Annotated in this window: 26 protein-coding genes; all 26 read left to right on the top strand. The window is 39.5% G+C overall.

All coding sequences use genetic code 11. The annotated features are described in order from the left end of the window. Entirely contained in the window at positions 1-444 is a 444-nt protein-coding gene (gene fliJ / locus JN080_RS13235) for a flagellar export protein FliJ (RefSeq protein WP_256236482.1), read from the top strand. 2 nt (positions 445-446) lie between these two features. After that, positions 447-1,073 (top strand): MotE family protein, encoded by a 627-nt coding sequence (locus JN080_RS13230; RefSeq protein WP_256236481.1) that lies wholly within the window; start codon positions 447-449, stop codon positions 1,071-1,073. 27 nt (positions 1,074-1,100) lie between these two features. Then, on the top strand, positions 1,101-2,273 hold the full coding sequence (locus JN080_RS13225; protein WP_256236480.1) for a flagellar hook-length control protein FliK: 1,173 nt from the start codon (positions 1,101-1,103) through the stop codon (positions 2,271-2,273). A gap of 9 nt (positions 2,274-2,282) precedes the next feature. Then, positions 2,283-2,708, top strand: coding sequence for a flagellar hook assembly protein FlgD (gene flgD, locus JN080_RS13220; RefSeq protein ID WP_256236479.1), 426 nt, complete (start codon positions 2,283-2,285; stop codon positions 2,706-2,708). An 18-nt stretch (positions 2,709-2,726) separates the two neighbouring features. Continuing rightward, positions 2,727-3,113, top strand: a complete 387-nt coding sequence (locus JN080_RS13215) for a TIGR02530 family flagellar biosynthesis protein (RefSeq protein ID WP_256236478.1) — start codon at positions 2,727-2,729, stop codon at positions 3,111-3,113. Positions 3,114-3,191: 78 nt separating this feature from the next. Then, a complete protein-coding gene (locus JN080_RS13210) occupies positions 3,192-4,739 on the top strand; it encodes a flagellar hook protein FlgE (protein WP_309144676.1) in 1,548 nt (515 codons plus the stop codon). Positions 4,740-4,791: 52 nt separating this feature from the next. Further along, positions 4,792-5,010 (top strand): flagellar FlbD family protein, encoded by a 219-nt coding sequence (locus tag JN080_RS13205; protein WP_256236477.1) that lies wholly within the window; start codon positions 4,792-4,794, stop codon positions 5,008-5,010. Next, positions 5,000-5,425, top strand: a complete 426-nt coding sequence (fliL, locus tag JN080_RS13200; protein WP_256236476.1) for a flagellar basal body-associated protein FliL — start codon at positions 5,000-5,002, stop codon at positions 5,423-5,425. Before JN080_RS13205 ends, fliL begins: the two co-directional genes overlap by 11 nt. 45 nt (positions 5,426-5,470) lie before the next feature. After that, positions 5,471-6,469, top strand: coding sequence for a flagellar motor switch protein FliM (fliM, locus tag JN080_RS13195; RefSeq protein WP_256236475.1), 999 nt, complete (start codon positions 5,471-5,473; stop codon positions 6,467-6,469). Continuing rightward, positions 6,459-7,715 (top strand): flagellar motor switch phosphatase FliY, encoded by a 1,257-nt coding sequence (fliY, locus tag JN080_RS13190; protein ID WP_256236474.1) that lies wholly within the window; start codon positions 6,459-6,461, stop codon positions 7,713-7,715. The genes fliM and fliY overlap by 11 nt, the downstream gene beginning before the upstream one ends. Positions 7,716-7,734: 19 nt before the next feature. Next, on the top strand, positions 7,735-8,097 hold the full coding sequence (locus tag JN080_RS13185) for a response regulator (RefSeq protein WP_256236473.1): 363 nt from the start codon (positions 7,735-7,737) through the stop codon (positions 8,095-8,097). 27 nt (positions 8,098-8,124) lie between these two features. After that, on the top strand, positions 8,125-8,790 hold the full coding sequence (locus JN080_RS13180; protein WP_256236472.1) for a flagellar biosynthetic protein FliO: 666 nt from the start codon (positions 8,125-8,127) through the stop codon (positions 8,788-8,790). Continuing rightward, entirely contained in the window at positions 8,787-9,452 is a 666-nt protein-coding gene (gene fliP / locus JN080_RS13175) for a flagellar type III secretion system pore protein FliP (RefSeq protein ID WP_256236471.1), read from the top strand. The genes JN080_RS13180 and fliP overlap by 4 nt, the downstream gene beginning before the upstream one ends. Before the next feature lie 28 nt (positions 9,453-9,480). Continuing rightward, a complete protein-coding gene (fliQ, locus tag JN080_RS13170; RefSeq protein WP_375141653.1) occupies positions 9,481-9,738 on the top strand; it encodes a flagellar biosynthesis protein FliQ in 258 nt (85 codons plus the stop codon). Positions 9,739-9,742: 4 nt separating this feature from the next. Next, on the top strand, positions 9,743-10,522 hold the full coding sequence (gene fliR, locus JN080_RS13165; RefSeq protein ID WP_256236469.1) for a flagellar biosynthetic protein FliR: 780 nt from the start codon (positions 9,743-9,745) through the stop codon (positions 10,520-10,522). After that, positions 10,523-11,602 carry a flagellar biosynthesis protein FlhB gene (gene flhB / locus JN080_RS13160; RefSeq protein ID WP_256236468.1) on the top strand — a complete coding sequence of 360 codons (1,080 nt, stop codon included), beginning with the start codon at positions 10,523-10,525 and terminating at the stop codon, positions 11,600-11,602. Between the two features lie 49 nt (positions 11,603-11,651). Further along, positions 11,652-13,688, top strand: coding sequence for a flagellar biosynthesis protein FlhA (gene flhA, locus JN080_RS13155; protein WP_256236467.1), 2,037 nt, complete (start codon positions 11,652-11,654; stop codon positions 13,686-13,688). After that, positions 13,685-14,860, top strand: a complete 1,176-nt coding sequence (gene flhF, locus JN080_RS13150) for a flagellar biosynthesis GTPase FlhF (RefSeq protein WP_256236466.1) — start codon at positions 13,685-13,687, stop codon at positions 14,858-14,860. Before flhA ends, flhF begins: the two co-directional genes overlap by 4 nt. A gap of 52 nt (positions 14,861-14,912) precedes the next feature. Continuing rightward, the gene (locus tag JN080_RS13145; RefSeq protein ID WP_309144675.1) at positions 14,913-15,722 is read left to right on the top strand and encodes a MinD/ParA family protein; all 810 of its coding nucleotides are present in this window, start codon (positions 14,913-14,915) and stop codon (positions 15,720-15,722) included. Positions 15,723-15,731: 9 nt separating this feature from the next. Then, on the top strand, positions 15,732-16,829 hold the full coding sequence (locus JN080_RS13140) for a protein-glutamate methylesterase/protein-glutamine glutaminase (RefSeq protein ID WP_256236464.1): 1,098 nt from the start codon (positions 15,732-15,734) through the stop codon (positions 16,827-16,829). Positions 16,830-16,848: 19 nt separating this feature from the next. Continuing rightward, positions 16,849-18,912 (top strand): chemotaxis protein CheA, encoded by a 2,064-nt coding sequence (locus tag JN080_RS13135; RefSeq protein WP_256236463.1) that lies wholly within the window; start codon positions 16,849-16,851, stop codon positions 18,910-18,912. A gap of 170 nt (positions 18,913-19,082) precedes the next feature. Then, complete coding sequence (locus JN080_RS13130) at positions 19,083-19,538, top strand: chemotaxis protein CheW (RefSeq protein ID WP_256236462.1); 456 nt, start codon at positions 19,083-19,085, stop codon at positions 19,536-19,538. Between the two features lie 11 nt (positions 19,539-19,549). Further along, positions 19,550-20,194 (top strand): chemotaxis protein CheC, encoded by a 645-nt coding sequence (locus tag JN080_RS13125; protein ID WP_256236461.1) that lies wholly within the window; start codon positions 19,550-19,552, stop codon positions 20,192-20,194. Beyond that, positions 20,175-20,681 carry a chemotaxis protein CheD gene (locus JN080_RS13120; RefSeq protein WP_375141652.1) on the top strand — a complete coding sequence of 169 codons (507 nt, stop codon included), beginning with the start codon at positions 20,175-20,177 and terminating at the stop codon, positions 20,679-20,681. Before JN080_RS13125 ends, JN080_RS13120 begins: the two co-directional genes overlap by 20 nt. 93 nt (positions 20,682-20,774) lie before the next feature. Then, a complete protein-coding gene (locus JN080_RS13115; protein ID WP_256236459.1) occupies positions 20,775-21,542 on the top strand; it encodes a FliA/WhiG family RNA polymerase sigma factor in 768 nt (255 codons plus the stop codon). A gap of 47 nt (positions 21,543-21,589) precedes the next feature. Further along, positions 21,590-22,195 carry a hypothetical protein gene (locus tag JN080_RS13110; protein WP_256236458.1) on the top strand — a complete coding sequence of 202 codons (606 nt, stop codon included), beginning with the start codon at positions 21,590-21,592 and terminating at the stop codon, positions 22,193-22,195. Positions 22,196-22,304: the final 109 nt, after the last annotated feature.

Raw genomic sequence — 22,304 nt, 5'->3', positions numbered from 1 at the left:
GTGGGTTATCAATATAAATTCGAAAAAATCCTTCATGTTAAAGAAAAGGAAAAAGGCGATGCTTTAGCAACTTATCATACTGCTGTCCAGAAGTTTGAGGAGGCTGGGGAAAAACTTTATGAGCTTCTCAAGAAAAAAGAGGATGTAGAAGGTTATCAGTCTTCGCGGCTTTCAGGAGGGCTGGCCATACAAGAAGTCCGTCACCATCAGCAATTTATTTCAAATTTACAGAACAGCATTGAATACTATCAAAAAATGGTCATAAATGCCCGTAATCGAATGAACCACGAACAGGAAAGACTGATTGAAACGAATGTAGAAGTCCAAAAGTACGCAAAAATGAAGGAAAAAGATTTACTTCATTATCTTGACGGAATAAAGTTTCAAGAGGCAAAACAAATGGATGATGTCTCGATTCAGCAATATATGAATCGGGGGAATTAACTGTGGGACAGCAAATGGAAAATGAGAACGAAGAAATGCAAGGTAAGAAAGCAAAGCCTTTACAGAAATTTTTACTAATTGTATTCATTCCCCTTTTATTTTTGATAACAGCAGGATTGATTGTCGCTACTGCAGCAGGTGTAAATGTCTTTGATCAAGCAAAGGTCATAAGTCAAAAAATTCCGATTGCAGGAAGCTTTTTTCAAAAAGAAAATGCCCAAAGTGTAAAAATAATTGAAAAGAATGTAAATGAATTGCAGTCCCAACTTAAGGATCGCGATGCAGAGATTTCCCAGCTACAGGAAAAACTCGATAATAGCGACAAGGAACTGCAAAAGGCAAAATTGGAAAACAGCAGCTTACAGCAGAACAACACAGATCTAATAGCAAGCCAGAAAGAAGCCAAACGGGCCTTAAAGGATATCGTAAGTACATATGAAACCATGTCTCCTAAAAAAGCAGCACCGATAATTGCGAAAATGACTGATTCAGAAGCATTGAAAATATTAACAAGCGTCAAACCAGAGGTTCTCGCGGGGATTATGGAAAATATGGATCCAACTCAAGCTGCGAGGTTCACCGAGTTAATGACAAATACTGATGGAATAAGCCAACAAAGTACACCGTAAAACCTACACGTGAAGGGAGGTAAATAAATGGAGATAACTGGGATTAGGAACAACCCTATACCTGTAAATAAGGAAAAAATGGCATCCAGTAAATCGCATTCCAGTTTTGAGCAAGTGTTAAATAAGGCTGTTAATAAAAAAAATCCTCAAGGAATGAATCCATCTGCCAAGGATAAAAGCGAAACTAAGGATTCAGAAGGATTACTTTCATTCCTGAAAAATAATGACCTTAAGCAAGTAACGGATGCAATACAAGGTAAGGGAATCCAAGTGATTGGTGATCAGCAGTCAATGCCACAAACTGATTTATTACAAATTGTCAAAAGCCTCCTCGGTATCAGTGATAAAAAATGGTCAGAAATCATGGGGGAAATAAAAGGAAATCCAAAGGACAAGCTTGCTGAGAATGATCCAATCAACGTAGGACTTTCTGGTTTAAATGATAACATGACTCTATTTTTAAAGGCTGCTAAGCTATACAGCTTGCTTTCCAATCAAAATAGTCAGCAGCAGTATTTAGCCGGATTGCTTGATTCAAGCTCCAATCATTTACAAGAAATTGACCAAACTAGCCAAAGTCAGTCGAAGCTAATGTATCTTCAGAACACATTTTCACAGCTTGTAAGCGATATAAATGCCAAAACAATGGGTTCTACTGAGGAAAATCGATTGAAGGCGGTCAACAGATTAACGGATTGGAATGGCAATAGTCCATTTTTTCAGCAAATGTCAAAGCCTGAACAGCTGGCGGTAATGATGAACGGGACGCAAAAATCGGTATCGGTTAACGACCTGATTCAGCAATTTGAATCAATTTTATCTAAAAGCCAATTTTCGAAAAATGGCGGCATTCAAAAATTGTTTATTAAACTAAATCCAGAAAGTCTAGGTTCGATCAGAATTGAACTTATCCAAAAAGATCAAATGATTACAGCAAGGATTCTAGCGACAACTGAAGCGGCAAAGGAAGCCCTCGAATCACATTTACATAATTTAAAGCATGCGTTTGAGGCCCAAAACATAAAGGTTGATAACGTACAAATCGGGCAGCAATCACAGCAAGAGGACTTCTTCAATCGTGGCGAAAGGGACCAGCAGGAACATCCACAGCATCAAAGGCAAGAAACGAGTGGGGATGAGGATTCTTCTGACAGCTTTACCCTCACACTTGAAGCAGCTCTTCTTAATCAGGAAGTATAGGTGATATCAATGACAAATACTGTTGACTCAACTTATTTATTAAGTAACTATCAAAATCAAGCTAAACAGACAGGTAATAGTACACTGGGGAAAGATGACTTTTTAAAAATTTTAATGACCCAGCTGCAGAATCAGGATCCGCTTAATCCGATGCAGGATAAAGATTTTGTTGCACAAATGGCAACTTTTTCATCCTTGGAGCAGATGACAAATTTAAACAGTTCAATGGATAAATTTATTAAATCGGTGGAGCAAAATCAATTTATGCAAGCTTCGTCTATGATTGGTAAAACAGTGACGTACTCGGATGACCAAAATAACGAGAATACAGCAGTCGTAAAATCTGTGTTATTTAAGGATGGAAGCACAAGCTTTCAATTGGATGACGCCCAAAGAACAACGATTACCTCAGGGCAAATAACAAAAATCGAATAATGAAGTGGAAGTGATGAAATGGATCATACCCAATTTCGTCTAATCGGAACAGCTTTCGTACCAGATAATCCATACAAAGAACCGAAGGCAAAGCAAGCGAATAATGGATCTTTTTCAGCACAATTGCAGTCAGCGATTCAATCGAAACCTAAATTAATGGTCTCAAAGCATGCCCAAGAACGCTTAAAGCAAAGAAATATTCACATAACGAGTGAGAATTGGACAAAAATTGAAGAAAAAGTATCCGAAGCAAAAAGGCTGGGGATAACGGACTCTTTAGTGTTATTGCCTGAGGCAGCATTAATTGTCAGTGCAAAAAATCAAACTGTCATTACAGCATTAGGAAGGGAAGAAGCAGCTTCACAAATTTTCACAAACATTAATGGAACGATTGTTTTAGAATAAACAAATGGCTGGACTGTTCAATGGAGGCCATTAGCTGCGGACCGACAGAAGCGGCTAAAAAAGAAGGGAGAAAATCGAATGCTTCGTTCAATGTACTCAGGTATTAGCGGAATGAAAAATTTCCAAACTAAATTAGATGTAATTGGAAATAATATTGCGAACGTCAATACTTTCGGTTTTAAAAAGGGTCGTGTCACATTTAAAGACACCATGAATCAAATGATTGCCGGTGCAAGTGCAGCGCAAAATGGCCGGGGCGGAACCAATCCAATGCAGGTTGGGTTAGGATCAGCGGTTGCTTCGATTGATACCGTTGATACACAGGCTAGTTTACAAACTACCGGACGTGCCCTTGATCTTGCTGTTTCAGGCGATGGCTATTTTATCGTTAAGCAGGGGAACCAGCAATTTTACACTCGTGCTGGGAACTTTTATTTAGATAATAATGGGACATTGGTAAATGCAGACGGATTAAAGGTGCAGGCTTACCAATATTCAAATGGAAGCTTAATGAATAATTACGGGGACATCAATGTGAATGTTAATGCGGTCCTTCCTCCGATTACGACGAAGAATATTCAGTTTTCAGGTAATTTAGCTTCCAATGCAAACGATGGAACCGTTTATTCTCAACAAATAAAAACAATTGATGAAAATGGCAACCCGCAAGCTTCAACAATCTATTTTAAAAAGCTTGGTTCGGGCGAATGGGGTGTATTTATTAATAACCAGCCAAATCCATCAGAGGTTGAAACGAAGCGGGATCCGAGTACAAATATTACAGGTGATGTTTCAGTAACCAATCCTGACAAATATACTGGGGCATCGAACCAAACATGGACGATCACTTACGACGGTACGCAGGTAGATCCAAATTCCCAATTTATGTTTGATACTGGCAGCGGAGGCCCTCGGCCAATCCTAAAAGCAAATATCATAAACAATAAATTTACCAAGGATGGTTTAGAGATACAATTACCGGATCCATCGCTTTTTTCAGCCGCGAGCTCCGCTATACCAACTGGTACATGGAGTATTAAAGTAACAGCACCAACTGCAGAAGATTATACTTTACACTTTGATACAAATGGAAAAATCCTCTCAACGGACGCTAAAAAAACAAATGAGAGAATTTTCATTCCATCAGGCGAAGTCAATGACACCACAACAGCTATAGACGAGAGCAAGTTATTAGTAGATCTTGATTTTTCCAAGCTTACGCAAGTAACAAATCCATCAACAGCACAGGTAATTCCGGACGGAAATGCAGAAGGGAAGCTTGAAAGCTTCAGCGTTGGGTCAACAGGTGAAATCAATGGCGTGTATTCAAACGGGCTAATCAAAGTCCTCGGTCAGATTGCCTTAGCTAAATTTAGTAATGCCTCCGGATTGACAAGGGCAGGCAGCAACATGTTCCAAGAAACAATCAACTCCGGTACCCCTGACATCAATGTACCTGGAAGTGGCCGGGGCACGATTGCAGCCGGTTCACTTGAAATGTCCAATGTGGACCTGTCTGAGGAATTTACTGATATGATTACAGCGCAACGCGGCTTTCAGGCCAATACAAAGATAATAACCACTTCTGATGAGATTTTACAGGAATTAGTGAACTTAAAACGATAGTCCAGGAAGGAGACAGGGGCAAGGGCTGGACCATTGACCCTGGAATAAACTTGTGATTAAACTAACGCGACTAAATGGGAAACCTTTTATATTAAATGCCATTTACATTGAAACGATTGAGTCTTTTCCAGACACCACGATTACGCTAACAAATGGCCGGAAATATGTTATCAAGGAGACGGAGGAGCAAGCAGTAAGAATGGTAAAGGAATTTTACCATTCCATTACCTTGATCGGAACTCATCCGTTAGGGGAGGAAGATGATGAGTAAAAAGCTATTAAGAACGATGTTGATCATGATTGTCGTCATCGTTCTTGCTGGTGCAGGTGCCGTTTATTACTTTCTACAAAAAAACGGAAGTGAGAGTAAGGAGCCTAGCATTGATGACGTGGTCAAAACCTCTGTTGATATTTCCGACTTGACTACGAATCTAGCAACAAGCAATTATATCAAAATATCCTTTAAAATTCAGACAGATAGTAAAGCGGCCAAAGATGAACTGACCAAACGGGAGTTTCAAGTTCGTAATATTATGATTGAGGAGCTTTCAGATACAAAAGAAGAGGACATACAAGGAAAAACTGGGAAAGTAAAGCTAGAAGAAACACTAAAAAATAAAATCAATCAAATTATGCAGGATGGAAAAGTAGTGCAAGTGTATATAACCGATTCTCTCCTCCAGTAATAGCCTAATTAAATGAAGTTTGATTAAAAATGGAGGTGGGAAGGTTTGGCTGGAGAAGTATTGTCGCAAAGTGAAATAGATGCTCTCTTGTCTGCCCTTTCAACAGGAGAGATGGATGCAGACGAGCTTAAAAAAGAACATACAGAGAAGAAAGTAAGAGTTTACGATTTTAAAAGAGCACTTCGTTTTTCAAAAGACCAGATTAGAAGTTTAACAAGAATCCATGAAAATTTTGCAAGACTGTTAACAACTTTTTTCTCAGCACAGCTACGAACATATGTGCAAATTACGGTCGCTTCTGCCGACCAAATTCCATATGAGGAATTTATTCGTTCCATCCCCAATATGACGATTCTAAATGTATATGAGGTACCGCCGTTAGAAGGAAGAATTTTAATGGAGGTCAATCCTAATATCGCCTATACCATGTTAGATCGATTATTGGGCGGCAGGGGAATGAGTGTGAACAAAATTCATAACCTAACGGAAATTGAAACAAAGATCATGTCAAATACGTTTGAGCGAGCAATTGAAAATTTACGTGAGGCATGGCTGGATTTGGAAGAAATTGATCCAATCTTAACAGCCTTTGAAGTGAATCCGCAGTTTTTGCAAATGGTTTCGCCGAATGAAACAGTAGTGGTCATTTCCTTAAATACGGTCATTGGCGAGACAAGCGGGATGATAAATATTTGTATTCCACACATTGTGCTGGAACCAATTATGCCTAAGCTCTCAGTCCATTATTGGATTCAAGCAGAACAAAAGGAAAAACAGCCAAAAGAAATAGCAGTCATTGAAAAAAGTATTCAAAAAGCGGAACTGCCAATAACGGTTGAGTTAGGAACCTCTGACATTTCAATTCAGGAATTTCTGACGCTTGATATCGGGGATGTGATCGAATTAAATCAACTAATCAACCAGCCACTAACCATAAAAGTTAGCGGAATACCTAAATTTATTGGTCAACCGGGAAAAGTTAACAAAAAACTAGCCATCCAGGTATTGGATACTTTGCAGGAGGGAGAAGAAGATGATGAGTGATGAAATGCTCTCTCAAGATGAAATAGATGCCTTATTACGAGGAACAGATGATGACAGTCTTAACCAAATTGACCTAGAAGAAGAAAATTATTTGTCCCCAATTGAAAAGGATGCGTTAGGCGAAATTGGCAATATTTCTTTTGGCAGTGCATCAACAGCATTGTCCACTTTGTTGAACCAAAAGGTGGAAATAACAACACCTACTGTTACTGTAATCAAAAAAGCGAATATCAGCGATGAATTTCCAATTCCCTATATCGGAATTCAGGTCAATTACACCCAAGGATTTACCGGGGGCAATATATTAATTATAAAGCAGAGTGATGCAGCGATTATCGTTGATTTAATGTTAGGTGGGGATGGCTCCAATCCTCCAGAGGTGTTGGATGAGATTCAGTTAAGTGCCGTTCAGGAAGCAATGAATCAAATGATGGGGTCCGCAGCTACATCAATGTCAACAGTCTTTAATAAACGGGTTGATATTTCACCACCGTCAATTGATTTAATTGATATCCCACATGGTCAAGGAACAGAAAAAATTCCTGATGATGAGTTACTTGTAAAGGTTTCTTTTCGGTTAAAGGTAGGCAGCTTAATCGATTCATCGCTTATGCAGTTATTGCCGCTTGATTTTTCGATTAAGCTAGTTGAAGAATTAATGAACCCTGGTAAAAGCAATCAGAATGATTCACTTTCAAAGGTACCTGATCAGCCATTAACAATTCCTTCTTATTACGAGAATGGGCTGGGAACTAGTTCAGGCCAATTACCCAATCAAGCTGTTACCGGTTATCAGCAGCAGGCAGCTACTGCTCAATCAAGTTATCCTGGTCAGGCACAAGCAGCAACGCTCGAAAAGCCTGCTACCGAGAAACAGCAGCAAGGGTACCAGCACATGGGTACAAGTTTTCCAGGAGGCGAACAGCCAAACATCCAACCAGCAGTCTTTTCAAATTTTGAACCACAATCTCAGCAAGGTACAGAACCGAAAAACTTAGCTATGCTCATGGATATTCCATTGCAGGTAACGGTTGAGCTAGGGAGTACGAAAAGATCTGTTAAAGAAATTTTAGAGCTTTCATCAGGTTCAATTATTGAATTAGACAAGCTGGCGGGGGAGCCTGTTGACATTCTTGTTAACAATCGATTAGTTGCTCAAGGTGAAGTAGTCGTAATCGATGAGAATTTTGGTGTTAGGGTGACAGATATAATTAGTCAAAGTGATCGACTTAAAAAATTAAGGTAAAAATGGGGGCAATCGAGCTATGGCACATCGGATTTTAATTGTGGATGACGCAGCATTTATGAGAATGATGATTAAAGACATTTTGACAAAAAACGGCTATCAAGTGGTAGGGGAAGCGGCTGATGGGATTCAAGCAATTGAAAAATATAAAGAAACCGTCCCTGACCTGATCACAATGGATATAACCATGCCAGAAATGGACGGAATCAGTGCCTTAAAAGAAATTAAAAAGGTTAATCCAAATGTTAAAGTGATCATGTGTTCAGCAATGGGGCAGCAAGCAATGGTTATTGATGCTATTCAAGCCGGTGCAAAAGACTTTATCGTGAAGCCATTCCAAGCTGATCGTGTCCTTGAGGCTATTTCGAAAACGTTAGGATAAGGAAATTATAATTAGAGGTGCAGTGCCTTGGTAAATATTCAAAAATGGTTAACGGCAGCACTCATAGTTTTTTTTGCACTAATCAGTACACAGCAGATTGCTTTTGCAGAGCAATTGAATAATAGTGTGAAAGACTGCCTGCAGCATCCAGAAAAATGTCAGGATTCAAATAATTCTGCAGCTAAACAAAGTGTCAGTCAAAAAGACACGGCAGGTCAAGTTGGAATCACAATTTGGGATTTTGTCCGAATGATTTTAGCCACAATTTTTGTAGTGGCGCTTCTCTACTTTCTGCTGAAGTTTATTAATAAAAAAAGCAGGAACTTTAAATCCACCCAGCTTGTTGAAAATCTAGGGGGAACAGTACTTGGAGCAAATCGTTCCGTGCAAATTGTCAAAATAGCAAACAGGCTTTTCATCATTGGTGTAGGAGAGAATGTCCAGCTATTGGAGGAAATTGACGATCCAAATGAACGTGAGCAGATTCTCTCAGACTATAACAATAAGCTGGAACAGCTTGTTCAACCAAGCGATATTGTCACAAAGGTAATTGAGAAAACAAAGAAGTGGCAAACACCTAAAAAGGAAAATGCAGAATTTACATCCTTTTTTAAGGCACAGCTGGACGAGCTTTCAAAAGGAAGAAAAAAGCTATTTGAAGAGATGGAGCAGAAAGGGTCAAACAAAGAATGAGTCAGTTTATGGAGTTTTTCAACAGTAATTCACCTGAAAATGTATCAACATCTGTCAAATTGCTTTTGCTGTTAACTGTACTTTCGTTAGCTCCCAGCATCTTAATCTTAATGACCTGTTTTACAAGAATTGTCGTTGTGCTTTCTTTTGTCAGAACAGCGCTTGCTACTCAGCAAATGCCACCGAACCAAGTTATCGTTGGATTATCGTTATTTTTAACATTTTTTATTATGGCACCAACCTTTCAGGAAGTTAACCAAAAAGCTCTTACGCCGCTGTTTAATGAAAAGATTACCCTTGAACAGGCATATGACAAAGCTGCAGGTCCATTTAAAGATTTTATGAGTGCTCATACAAGACAAAAGGACCTCCAGCTATTTTTAGATTACGCTAAGGTGGAAAAGCCAAAAACGATTCAAGATATCCCATTAACAGCACTCGTTCCCGCTTATGCTATTAGTGAATTGAAAACTGCTTTTCAGATAGGTTTTATGATTTTTATCCCATTTCTTGTCATCGACATGGTCGTCGCGAGCGTTTTAATGTCAATGGGAATGATGATGCTGCCGCCAGTGATGATTTCACTGCCGTTCAAAATTCTATTATTTGTCATGGTAGACGGCTGGTATTTGGTAGTAAAATCGCTTCTGGAAAGCTTTTAAACAGAGGTGAGTTTCATTGAATCCAGATATGATTATTAGGATCGCAGAAAGAGGAATATATACTGTTTTAATGGTCAGCGGTCCGATAATTCTACTGGCATTGGTTGTCGGACTTATTATAAGTATTTTTCAAGCTACTACACAAATTCAGGAGCAGACGCTTGCCTTTGTGCCAAAAATTGTTGCAGTGTTGATCGGTCTTGTCGTTTTTGGTCCGTGGATGCTAAGTCATATGCTTTCATATGCAACTGAAATATTTTCAAATTTAACTAGATTTGTAGGCTGATGAAATGAATGAATTGCTGCCGAAGTTTCCAGCTTTCCTTTTAATCCTAGTAAGAGTGACGTCGTTTTTTGTAATGATGCCATTGTTTTCCTATAGAACAATACCGTCCGCACTTAAAGTTGGCTTAGGATTTTTCCTATCATGGCTGATTTTTTATGCGATTCAGCCACCGGTGCTCGAAATAAACGGAGTCTATTTTTTACTTATTATGAAAGAGGCATTAGTTGGATTACTGATTGGATTTACCGCTTATATGATTTTATCTGCCATCCAAATTGCTGGCGGCTTAATTGATTTTCAAATGGGATTTTCGATTGCGAATGTAATCGATCCTCAGACAGGTGCACAAAGCCCGTTAATGGGTCAATATTTATATACATTTGGACTATTATTCTTACTTACTTTTAATGGACATTACTTATTAATTGATGGGATCTACAACAGCTATCGGTTTATTCCCATCACTCAGCCTTGGCTGCCGCTTGGAAACAGCAATGTTGTAGCCTATTTTGTCCGCTCGTTTAGCTCAATGTTTATGGTCGCATTCCAAATGTCCGCTCCTATCGTAGGAAGTCTTTTTCTTGTAGATGTCGCCCTCGGAATTGTTGCCAGAACGGTTCCGCAGCTAAACATATTTGTGGTTGGGATGCCGGTCAAGATCATTGTCAGTTTTCTTGTCATTGTGGCAGTTATGGGTGTCATGCTGACGCTTGTCTCCCATTTGACAGAAACAATGCTAGTGACAATGCGCGATATGATGCAGCTGCTTGGAGGTTCTAATTAAATGCTTTTGTCGCTTGATTTGCAATTGTTTGCCGGTGAAAAATCAGAGAGAGCAACACCTAAAAAGCGTCAGGATGCAAAAAAAAAGGGTCAAACTGCCAAGAGTCAGGATATTAATACTGCGGTTGTGTTACTTGCAGTTTTTCTGTTTTTGATGATGGCCGGAAATTATTTATTAACAGGAATCTTATCCTTGTTTAAAAATTCGTTCCAAGAATATATGTTGATGGAAGCTACACCAGGAAACCTTCGTGTTATTTTTTTAACGATCTTGAAAGAACTAGCCCTGTATCTTGGACCGATTTTACTAGTTGCATTAGCAGCAGGAGTAGTGGCAAACATTGCTCAGGTTGGCTTCATGTTTACAAGTGAGGCGATTATGCCGAAACTTGAAAAAATTAACCCGATCAGCGGCTTTAAAAGAATCTTTTCAATGAGATCCATTGTTGAGCTAATAAAATCGCTCCTGAAAATTAGTTTTGTTGGGATTGTAACATTTGCAGTGTTGTGGAAGAGGATGCCGGAAATTCTGGTCCTTTCACAAAAATCAGTCGGCACAGCCCTGGTTACGTTAGGCAGTTTAACTGTTCAGATGGGGTTATATGCCTCGGGAGCGCTCCTTTTTTTGGCGCTCCTAGATTATCTCTATCAAAAATATGATTTTGAAAAAAGTATACGCATGTCAAAACAGGACATTAAGGATGAATATAAAAATATGGAAGGGGACCCGCTCATCAAATCGCGGATTAAGCAAAGACAGCGGGAAATGGCGATGCAAAGAATGATGCAGGAAGTGCCAAAGGCCGATGTGGTAATCACAAATCCGACGCATTATGCAGTCGCCATCAAGTATGATGAATCAAAACGGGATGCTCCCTTCGTGGTCGCCAAAGGGGTCGATTTTACAGCCCAAAAAATAAAGAGTATTGCAAAAGAAAATGAAGTGCTGATGGTGGAAAATCGCCCGTTAGCAAGGGCTTTGTATAGCCAGACTGAAATTGGTGACATCATCCCGGAAGAGTTTTTTAAGGCTGTTGCCGAAATTCTTGCGTTTGTTTATCGTGCAAAAAAGAAAATGTAACATAGAGAATAGAATGAAATTAGGAAGCCGTATGAAAGGAGAGAGAAGAATGTCAGCAAGAGACCTGTCCGTATTAATAAGTGTCATCTTAATCATTGCCATGTTAATCATCCCATTTCCTACTTGGCTTCTTAGTATCTTAATTATTTTAAATATCACGTTAGCATTGTTGGTTATTCTTGTTTCGATGAATATGACAGAGCCTCTCCAATTTTCAGTATTTCCTTCTCTCTTATTATTGCTGACATTATTTCGGCTTGGTTTAAATGTATCGACAACAAGGGCAATCCTAACTCATGGAGACGCTGGCGGTGTCGTTGAAACATTTGGGACATTTGTTGTTGGAGGCAATATTGTTGTCGGGCTTATCTTGTTTTTAATTTTGATTATCATCCAATTTATTGTCATTACAAAGGGGTCTGAACGTGTTTCGGAAGTAGCAGCACGCTTTACACTAGATGCCATGCCAGGTAAGCAAATGAGTATCGATGCTGATTTAAATGCTGGAATGATTTCGGAACAACAGGCAAGGGAACGACGTCAGAAAGTTAGCAGAGAAGCAGATTTTTATGGAGCAATGGATGGTGCCAGCAAGTTTGTAAAGGGTGATGCTATCGCAAGTATCATCATTGTCTTTATTAACTTAACTGCTGGGATTATTATTGGCATGCTCCAGCAGGGAATGGGATTAGCAGATGCAGCTAAGCACTTTTCCTTGTTATCAGTTGGTGATGGGATTGTCAGCCAAGTTCCGGCATTGCTTATTTCGACAGCGACGGGGATTGTCGTAACAAGAGCAGCCTCAGAAGGAAATCTCGGTCAGGAGATTACTTCACAGCTTTTAGCCTATCCTAAACTGCTTTATGTAGCGGGAGGAACCATTTTTCTATTAGGATTATTTACACCGATCAATGATACATTAACCATCCCAGTTGCGGGGATGCTTGTTTTTGGTGGCTATATGTTCTCGAAGGTCCCGGAACCAGACAAATTGCAATTGGAGCAGATGGAAGAATCAATGCAAACAGATGAAATGAAAAGCCCTGAGAGTGTCATTAGTCTGATAAATGTGGATCCGATTGAATTTGAATTTGGATATGGTCTCATTCCATTAGCAGACACAAACCAAGGTGGAGATTTATTGGATCGAATCGTGATGATTCGCCGCCAGCTGGCAATAGAGCTAGGTTTAATCATCCCGGTTGTGAGAATTCGCGATAATATTCAGCTTCAGCCCAATGAATATCGGCTGAAAATTAAGGGGAATGAAATGGCAAGAGGGGAGCTTCTTCTTGACCATTATTTAGCAATGAGCCCTGGGATCGAGGATGATTCAATTGAAGGAATTGACACGATTGAACCATCATTTGGTCTTCCAGCGAAATGGATTACAGAAGAAATGAAAGAGCGGGCTGAGATTTTTGGTTATACCGTTGTCGACCCTCCGTCCGTTGTATCGACACACGTGACAGAAGTGATAAAGGCAAATGCTCACGAACTGTTAGGTCGGCAGGAGACGAAACAGCTAATCGATCATGTGAAAGAAAGCTATCCAATTCTGATTGAAGAGGTATCGCCAAATCCCCTTTCAGTTGGTGAAGTTCAGAAAGTACTGACAAAGCTACTAAAAGAAAATGTTTCAATTAGAAATCTGCCGGTTATCTTTGAAACGCTGGCTGACTTTGGCAAAGTAACAAGTGATACGGATATTTTAGCAGAATACGTAAGGCAAGCTCTGGCAAGACAAATTACTAATCAATTTGTGGGACAAGGTGAGACATTAAAGGTTGCTACGCTTTCAGGAAAGGCTGAAAAATCAGTGGCTGATGCCATTCAACAGACTGAGCATGGCAATTATTTAGCACTCGATCCGTCTATTTCCCAAAGAATTTTAGAATCCATTGCTGCAAACATCGAGCAATTTTCAATGTTGGAACAAACACCAATTGTGCTTTGCTCCCCCGCAGTACGCATGTACGTAAGGCAGCTGACCGAGCGTTATTTTCCGAAGGTGCCGATTCTATCCTATAATGAGTTGGAAGCAAATGTCGAAGTACAAAGTGTTGGGGTGGTGAATGTCGATTGAAAGTAAAAAAATTCACAGCTAAGTCAATGCCGGATGCAATGAAGAGCGTCCGAAATGAATTGGGAAACGAGGCTGTTATTTTAAATTCCCGAATTGTTTATACTAGTGGATTTTTAGGATTTTTTCGCAAAAAAAATATTGAAATCATTGCTGCTGTTGATCAGGTAGCGAAACATGAATCAAAACCAATACTTAAAGAAAAGCAACCAAGTTTCGTACCGATACCAAATAAGCAAACGCAGACACAACTAGACAATCAACGGGACATAATCAAAGAATCTCCTTTACAATCTAATCAGTCAGCTGACATTTTAAAGGAAATATCCAATATAAAGGAGTTAATTCAATCCCAATCCTTTCAATCTGCACAAATTCAAGGCATATACCCTGAGCCTGTTCAAAAGCTCTTGGATTGGATGAATGAACAGGAATTCTCCGCTTCCTTAATGGAAAAATATACAGCCGGTTTAATGGAAAAATGGTTTGCAGCTGGAATGAATTGTTCAGCTGAGGAATTACGGGGATTTTTAAAAGAAGAAATCTTAAAGTATCTGAATGATAAACCCTTTGGCGGAATCACATTTACGAAAAAATTTGTAAATGTGATTGGTCCGACCGGCGTTGGAAAAACGACCACGCTGGCTAAAATTGCCGCGGAATGTATCTTGAATCATCATAAAAAGGTTGCTTTCATCACAACGGATACCTATCGGATTGCAGCGATTGAACAATTAAAAACGTATGCTCAAATATTAAATATACCACTTGAAGTATGCTATACACTCGAGGATTTTCAGGGAGCAGTTAAAAAATTCGCACCCTATGATGTTGTTCTTATTGATACGGCAGGGCGAAATTTTCGAAACAAACAATACGTGAATGAACTAAGTAGGGTCATCGATTTTACGATTGATATACAAACTTACCTTGTGCTGGCACTTACCGGAAAGCAGAAAGATATGGAAGCTATTTTTCAGCAGTTTTCCTCGATAAAGATTGATAAATTCATTTTTACAAAGGCAGATGAAACGGCGGTCTTTGGGTCAATGATGAACATGATTGAAAAGTATGAAATAGGTGTTGCCTATATTACCACCGGACAAAATGTTCCGGATGACGTTATGATTGCAAGTCCCAACACAATAACAAATTTATTAATAGGGGCAAAATAACATGAAAGACCAGGCGGAGAGCTTAAGGTTGAGATTACAGAGAAGGCATGGATTGAAACCAAAAACAAAGGCGATTGCTGTTGTTAGCGGAAAAGGCGGGGTAGGTAAGTCTAACTTTTCCTTGAACTTTTCGATTTCTCTCTCAAAACGGGGATTAAACGTTTTATTGTTTGATATGGATATAGGGATGGGCAATTTAGATATATTAATGGGCAGATCCTCCGAAAGGACGATTGTCGATTATTTAACAGGTACTTCTAGGATTACAGACATTATTATGGAGGGCCCAGAAGGAGTTAAATTTATTGGCGGCGGAACTGGGTTAGGGCAGTTAGTGAATCAGGACCGTTTAGGGACACTTTCTGATGATCTGGATACTTTTCTCGAAGAATATGATTACCTCATTTTTGATATGGGTGCCGGGATCAGTCAAGAATCCTTAAAGTTTCTATTATCTGTTCATGAAATTATCGTGATTACAACACCAGAACCAACAGCATTGATGGATGCCTATGCAATTATTAAATATTTGCATTTAGCGGATGCAAAACTCCCTTTTCAGCTTGTCGCTAATCGAACAAATTCAGTTCAAGAAGGATCTGCAACGCTAAACAGGCTAACCAAGGTAGTCAAAAGGTTTTTGGATATGGAGCCTGTTTGGCTCGGAGTCTTGCCGGATGATCGTTCTGTCCAACAAGCCGTTAACAGGCAAATCCCGTTTATGACCTTTAATCCTAAATCGAAAGCCTCACTTGCTTTGGAGGAACTTGTGAGCCGTTATATCGAAGGAGTAGGGCAAATTCCAGCAAATCAATCTGTTTCATTTGTTTCAAGGTTAAAGAAATTCCTGTTTGAAAGGTAAGTGACTAGAATGGAGAAAATAAAAGTACTTATCGCTGATGACTCGGCATTTATGCGCAAGCTGATCCAGGAGATTCTATTAACTTCCAACAGAATTGAAATCTCTGGGACTGCTAGAAACGGGTTAGACGCAATTCAAAAAATAAAAAAGCTTAAGCCTGATGTTGTGACAATGGATATTGAAATGCCGGTCATAAACGGAATCGATGCCTTGAAAATTATTATGAAGGAATCGCCAGTTCCAGTTGTAATGCTTTCGAGCACAACGAGGGAGGGAGCGGAAAATACCTTTTTAGCGATGCAAAATGGTGCCTTCGATTTTATTGCTAAGCCTTCAGGTACGATTTCATTGGATTTGGAAAAAATAAGTGATGAAATTATTGAAAAAGTACTTGCTGCTAGTAAAGCAAATCTGAAAGGACTCTCGATGATTCAACCTAGGAAAAATCTTTTTCCAACCCATTTCAAAAATAGTAGTAAAATAGAACTAGATTCTTCAAACATTTTAACCCAATCAGCAACTGAGTGGGAACAGTCAGCAAAAAAGCTAATTTGTATTGGTACTTCAACAGGTGGGCCTAGGGCATTACAAACTGTATTAAGCAAGCTGCCAGCGACAATTAAGGCACCGATTTTGATTGTTCAGCACATGCCGGAGGGATTTACAAGATCACTTGCAATTAGGCTAAACTCTTTATCTAAGCTTACAGTTAAAGAAGCAGAGAACGGAGAATTGCTGGAAAACGGAACTGCTTATATTGCTCCTGGAGGATATCATTTAAAGATAAAAAAAATGGGAGACCGATTAGCGGTCGAGCTTGATCAATCTGAATTGAGAAATGGCCTGCGTCCTTCAGTTGACCTTATGTTTGAATCGGTCAGCGAAATAACTGGCTATGCAAAAATAGCCGTGATTATGACGGGAATGGGCGCAGATGGGAAGAAGGGACTAATCCAATTGCATCAAATGGGTAAACTCAAAGCCATTGCTGAATCAGAAGAAACATCGATCGTATTCGGAATGCCAAAAGCAGCAATTTCAACAAATTTTATTGACGAGGTACAGAATGTTGATGACATCGCAGGAACGATTCTGAAATATGTTTAATGTCGAGGGGTGATTGGGCATGGATATGAGTCAATATTTAGAAGTTTTCATTGAAGAAAGTAAAGAGCATTTGCAAGCATGCAATGAACATTTGTTGGAACTGGAAAAAAGTCCTGATGATCTTACCATTGTAAACGAAATTTTCCGTTCAGCGCATACGTTAAAAGGCATGTCTGCCACGATGGGCTACGAGGATCTTGCCAGCTTGACACACCAGATGGAAAATGTTCTCGATGCCATCCGCCAAAAGAAGCTAATGGTAACAACTGAATTGTTGGACATTGTTTTTTTGGCAACCGAACACTTGGAAGAAATGATCGTCTCCATTTCCGAAGGCGGTGACGGGAAATGCGATGTTTCTGATGTGATTCAAAAGTTTAAGCTGATTGAAAAAGGGGAGAGCCCCGATGTTTTAGCAGATAAGGCTGAAAGTGCAGCTGCTGTAGAAGTTGTTAATCAACCAGTGATAAATACTTATGATGAATATGAATATACCATTCTGCTGCAAGCAATGGAGCAAGGTTTTCATACATATGAAATTACGATTACGTTAAGAGAAGACTGTTTATTAAAGGGAGCCAGGGTGTACATGGTATTTGAAGTGCTGGAGTCACTTGGTGAAGTGATTAAAAGCACCCCGCCTGTTGAACAGCTCGAAGAAGAAAAGTTTGACCAGCAATTTATGGTAACGTTGGTTTCAATGGAAGAAGAAACGAAGATTGTCCAATCGATCCTGAATGTATCTGAGGTAGAACGGGTAGAAGCTCTACCGCTTTTAACTGAGAGAATTCACCGGTTTTTCCCCAATCAAGAAGAAGTAGTCTTGGATGAACCATCCCAAAGTGGGCAGTTTGTGGAAGAGACAGGCGGAAAAGCAGAAAAGCCTGATGAACATGAAGTTGATAAGAAGCCAGTTGCTGGAAAAGCAAATGTCGGCAGTAAAACGATCCGTGTCAATATTGAGAGGCTTGATATTTTAATGAATTTATTTGAGGAGCTTGTCATTGACCGAGGAAGACTCGAGCAAATTTCCCGAGATTTAAACAATCAAGAGCTTCAAGAGACAGTCGAGCGAATGTCAAGAATATCAGGTGACCTGCAAACGATCATTTTAAATATGCGCATGGTTCCGGTGGAGACAGTATTTAATCGGTTTCCACGCATGGTTCGTCAATTGGCAAGAGACCTTAATAAAAAAATTAACATTGAGATTATTGGTGCTGAAACGGAATTGGACCGGACGGTTATCGATGAAATTGGCGATCCACTCGTTCATTTAATTCGCAATGCTCTTGACCATGGGATTGAAACACCAGAGGTTCGCAAGGCATGCGGAAAACCTGAAGAAGGGAACGTTCGTCTGAAAGCCTATCATAGCGGTAATCATGTCTTTATTGAAATCGAAGATGATGGAGCCGGTATTAATAGAGAAAAGATTGCAGCCAAAGCCATAAGTAATAAAATTATTTCAGCCCAGGCTGCTGCAGGACTAACGGATAAGCAGGTTTATGAATTGCTTTTTGCCTCAGGTTTTTCCACCGCAGAAAAAATCTCAGATATTTCTGGACGTGGAGTCGGACTGGATGTCGTTAAAAATACGATTGAATCACTTGGAGGAACAGTAACCATTGATTCTATTTTGGGAAAGGGTTCGATATTCTCCATCCAACTGCCATTAACATTGTCGATTATTTCCGCAATGCTTGTGGGAATTCAGGCAGAAAAATTCGCGATTCCACTGTCTTCTATAATAGAAACGGCAATAGTAAAAAAAGTTGATATTTTAAATGCTCATAGTCAAAAGGTGATTGATTACCGTGGCAAAGTGGTCCCGCTTCTTTTCTTAAAGGATATATTCGAAGTTCCTGTAATCGATGATTCTGCTAGTTTCTATTCGGTAGTCATGGTTCGAAAAGGGGACAGGCTAGCAGGACTTGTGGTTGATTCCTTTATTGGTCAGCAGGAAATTGTGCTGAAATCACTCGGAAACTATTTAACGAATGTATTTGCAATTTCCGGAGCGACCATTCTCGGAGATGGACAAGTTGCCTTAATCATTGATTGTAATGCGTTAATTAAATAAGAAAAGCGAATCGCCCGTTTAGCGAAGTACACTAGTCGATGGGTGCTGGCCGACTAAAAGCGACGCCTTCCTGGCGGCAACGTCGGCACTAGCACGTCCTGTGCGTCGGAGCTGGACAATAGAAAAAATTCAAATCCAGATTAGAAAAGAAGTATGGAGGAGTGAACGGTGTGGGGGAAACCTTGAATTCAGAGCTTAAAATCATTGTCTTCCAACTAAAAGAAAAAGAGTATGCGATACCGGTTGAACAGGTACGCTCAATTGAAAAAATTCAGCATATTACAAGAGTTCCGGGTACAGCTTCCTATATAAAAGGTGTGATTAATCTCCGCGGTGTCGTGACTCCGATTGTTGATCTTAGAGATCGCTTTGGACTAAATGAAGGCGATTATCTAGACCATACCAGGATCATTATTGCAGTTCTCGACGGGCTGGATGTAGGCCTAATTGTCGATGCAGCAAATGATGTCATTGATATTTCAAAGGATTCAATTGAGCCCCCGCCAGAAATTGTCAGCGGAACGGAAGTTGAGTATATTAACGGTGTTGTTAAATTAGGAAAACGATTGTTAATTTTATTAGATCTTGAAAAAGTTCTGAATGAAAAAATTGTAGAAGGGTACTAGGGTAAAAGACGATGGCGTTTATGGATCAATTTACATCCTTACATCTTGATTTTTTAAAAGAAATTGGAAATATTGGAGCAGGACATGCAGCAACGGCTCTTTCCCAGCTTTTTAATAAAAAAATCGAGATGAACGTTCCAAAAGTAGAAATTGTTAGTTTTGATGAAATGGTTGAAATGGCCGGCGGTTCGGAACAGGTCGTGGCCAGTGTTTTTTTACGGATTGAAGGGGATGCACCGGGCAGCATGTTTTTTGTTCTTTCCCTTCCGCATGCAGCCCATTTTATTAGTAAAATGATTGGGGATCCTGATTTTACATTTTCGGAACCACCCTATAATGAACTGGCTCTTTCTGCCCTTCAAGAATTAGGCAATATTTTATGCGGTTCCTATTTAACGGCACTAGCAGATTTCACCAACCTTTCGCTGCACCCGTCCGTGCCGGCCCTTGGGATTGATATGGTTGGAGCCATCATTAGCTTCGGACTGATCGAGCCTTCCCAAGTAAGTGACCATGTGATTGTCATTGATACGTCAGTAAATGAAGAAGACATCGGTATTTCTAATAGTTTGCGCGGCCATTTCTTTTTACTGCCTGATCCTGATTCTTTTCAAATTCTATTTAAGATTTTGGGAGATAACGGAAATGCCGAATGACACATATGTAGAAAAAGTTGGCATTGCCGATATGAAGTTAGTAAAAACTCCCGATCATATCCGGACTTCAGGTTTAGGATCCTGTGTAGGACTAGTTATTTATGATCTTGAAAAAAAGATAGCAGGCCTTGCACATGTGATGCTGCCGGAATCTTCGTTATCAAAAGTAACTGATTATAATCCTGCAAAATATGCAGATACTGCAGTTGAAGTGCTGGTTTCACGGTTGATCACGAATGGAGCAAGAAAATCCGCATTAAAAGCGAAAATGGCCGGCGGAGCACAAATGTTTCAATTTGCTTCAGCCAGTGAAATGATGAGGATTGGACCGCGGAATGTTGAAGCTGTAAGAAAAGAATTAGACCGGCTTAGGATTCATTTAGTAAGTGAAGATGTCGGTGGAAGTAGCGGAAGGACAATTGAATTTGACCCTAATAAAGGATTTTTATCAATTAAAACAATTCATCAAGAAACGAAACGAATCTAGTCCAGCACATTTCAAGTGAGTGTGTCTTAAACAAACTATAAAGTAGGAAAGCTACGTTTATACGATTTTTTCAGGATGGTTAGGGGGTAAACTATGGCGCAGACAGCTACATTGGAAGAGCATTTAAACTGGCAAAAATGGATAAAAACCCGTGATTCAGATTCAGGGGATTATCTTGTTAGAAAGTATTTGCCGCTTGTATCCTACCATGTACAACGAATTTCAGTCAGTTTACCAAAAAGTGTATCAAGAGAAGAATTACGCAGCTTTGGAATGCTGGGGCTTTATGATGCCTTGGAGAAATTTGACCAATCAAGAGATTTGAAATTTGATACCTATGCGTCATTTCGGATTAGAGGGGCAATCTTAGATGGGTTAAGAAAAGAAGATTGGCTTCCCCGCAATACAAGGGATAAAACGAAAAAAGTTGATGCAGCGATTGAAAAGCTGGAACAGGAAAAGTTGGGAAAAGCAAGTATTTCTGACATAGCTCATGAACTTAGCATGACCGAAGATGAAGTATATACGACCATAAATGAACAGTTTTTTTCCAATATTTTATCAATGGAAGAAATGCCGTTTGACACTGATGATCATGACAATCATTATTTTACTTTAAAGGATAAAAAAGCGGAAATACCCGAGGAAGTAATCGTGAAGCAGGAATTGCTGGGGGAGCTTGCGGCCACGATTGAAGGTTTATCAGAAAAAGAACAGCTAATCATTAGTCTTTTTTATCAGGAGGAATTAACGTTAACGGAAATTGGTAAAATTTTAAATCTGTCTACATCACGAATTTCACAAATCCATTCAAAAGCCCTTTTTAAGCTCCGACACTCATTAGAAAAAGTCATTTTTTAACAAACTAATAAAAGAGCTTGAAGAACTTAAGCGGATAGAGGGATACCATGGCTACATTTCTATTAGCAATCAGCTTCCTGTTAAATGGAATTTCTATTTATTTTATTATTATTTTATACACTAGACAAAACCGCTTACTAGAGGTTGAGAAAACCCAGGAACAATTCAAAAAAGGCATGGAAGATGAGATTTCAGCCTTTCTTTTTGAAATGAAGGAAGAAAATGAGGAATTTATAAAACGACTACAACAGGTAAGTAAAGCAAAACATCCAAATGCTAATCTAACAGTTGACCAGCTAAACGGAGAACAGAAACCTGCTGCACCTCCAAGCAGTATGGCAGCCAAAATGGATGAATCAGTACCAAAGGAGTGGGTTGAAACAACGGGTCAAGCTTTTAAAAAGGAAGCTGTTAAGGTCTATCAAAAGACAATTGCAAATAGGAACGAGAGCATGACTGCTGAGCTGCAAGAAACTGTAAAACAGACTGAGAACAAGAATCGTCCACCAGAAGTGGAAAATGAAGAAATCTATCGGGATTTATTTATAAACCAAGTGAAGATATTGCAAAACCAGGGACTATCCACCGCTGAAATTGCCAAAAAGCTTAATAAAGGAAAAACAGAGATTGAGCTATTATTGAAATTTGGCTAGAGTCATAAACATTATCTTGATTGTTAATGCTCTATGTGCTATAGTATTTGATGGTGTTAAAAACACACGCTCATGGATTTGAACAGTTGGTGCTGTTGGTGAACAGTTT

Origin of the sequence: Bacillus sp. EB600 (assembly GCF_024494385.1) — a bacterium.
Taxonomy (GTDB): Bacteria; Bacillota; Bacilli; order Bacillales; family Cytobacillaceae; genus JAEVLT01.
The sequence above is the reverse complement of the archived record's forward strand: the minus strand, read 5'-3'. Positions and strand labels throughout refer to the sequence as shown.

Coding starts and splice junctions, on each gene's coding strand:
- JN080_RS13225 (WP_256236480.1), top strand. CDS start 1,101: ATGGAGATAACTGGGATTAGGAACAACCCTATACCTGTAAATAAGGAA.
- JN080_RS13135 (WP_256236463.1), top strand. CDS start 16,849: ATGGATATGAGTCAATATTTAGAAGTTTTCATTGAAGAAAGTAAAGAG.
- JN080_RS13125 (WP_256236461.1), top strand. CDS start 19,550: ATGGCGTTTATGGATCAATTTACATCCTTACATCTTGATTTTTTAAAA.
- flhB (WP_256236468.1), top strand. CDS start 10,523: ATGCTTTTGTCGCTTGATTTGCAATTGTTTGCCGGTGAAAAATCAGAG.
- fliR (WP_256236469.1), top strand. CDS start 9,743: ATGAATGAATTGCTGCCGAAGTTTCCAGCTTTCCTTTTAATCCTAGTA.
- flhA (WP_256236467.1), top strand. CDS start 11,652: ATGTCAGCAAGAGACCTGTCCGTATTAATAAGTGTCATCTTAATCATT.
- JN080_RS13140 (WP_256236464.1), top strand. CDS start 15,732: ATGGAGAAAATAAAAGTACTTATCGCTGATGACTCGGCATTTATGCGC.
- fliY (WP_256236474.1), top strand. CDS start 6,459: ATGATGAGTGATGAAATGCTCTCTCAAGATGAAATAGATGCCTTATTA.
- fliL (WP_256236476.1), top strand. CDS start 5,000: ATGATGAGTAAAAAGCTATTAAGAACGATGTTGATCATGATTGTCGTC.
- fliP (WP_256236471.1), top strand. CDS start 8,787: ATGAGTCAGTTTATGGAGTTTTTCAACAGTAATTCACCTGAAAATGTA.
- JN080_RS13210 (WP_309144676.1), top strand. CDS start 3,192: ATGCTTCGTTCAATGTACTCAGGTATTAGCGGAATGAAAAATTTCCAA.
- JN080_RS13110 (WP_256236458.1), top strand. CDS start 21,590: ATGGCTACATTTCTATTAGCAATCAGCTTCCTGTTAAATGGAATTTCT.
- JN080_RS13185 (WP_256236473.1), top strand. CDS start 7,735: ATGGCACATCGGATTTTAATTGTGGATGACGCAGCATTTATGAGAATG.
- JN080_RS13115 (WP_256236459.1), top strand. CDS start 20,775: ATGGCGCAGACAGCTACATTGGAAGAGCATTTAAACTGGCAAAAATGG.
- JN080_RS13215 (WP_256236478.1), top strand. CDS start 2,727: ATGGATCATACCCAATTTCGTCTAATCGGAACAGCTTTCGTACCAGAT.
- fliQ (WP_375141653.1), top strand. CDS start 9,481: ATGATTATTAGGATCGCAGAAAGAGGAATATATACTGTTTTAATGGTC.
- flgD (WP_256236479.1), top strand. CDS start 2,283: ATGACAAATACTGTTGACTCAACTTATTTATTAAGTAACTATCAAAAT.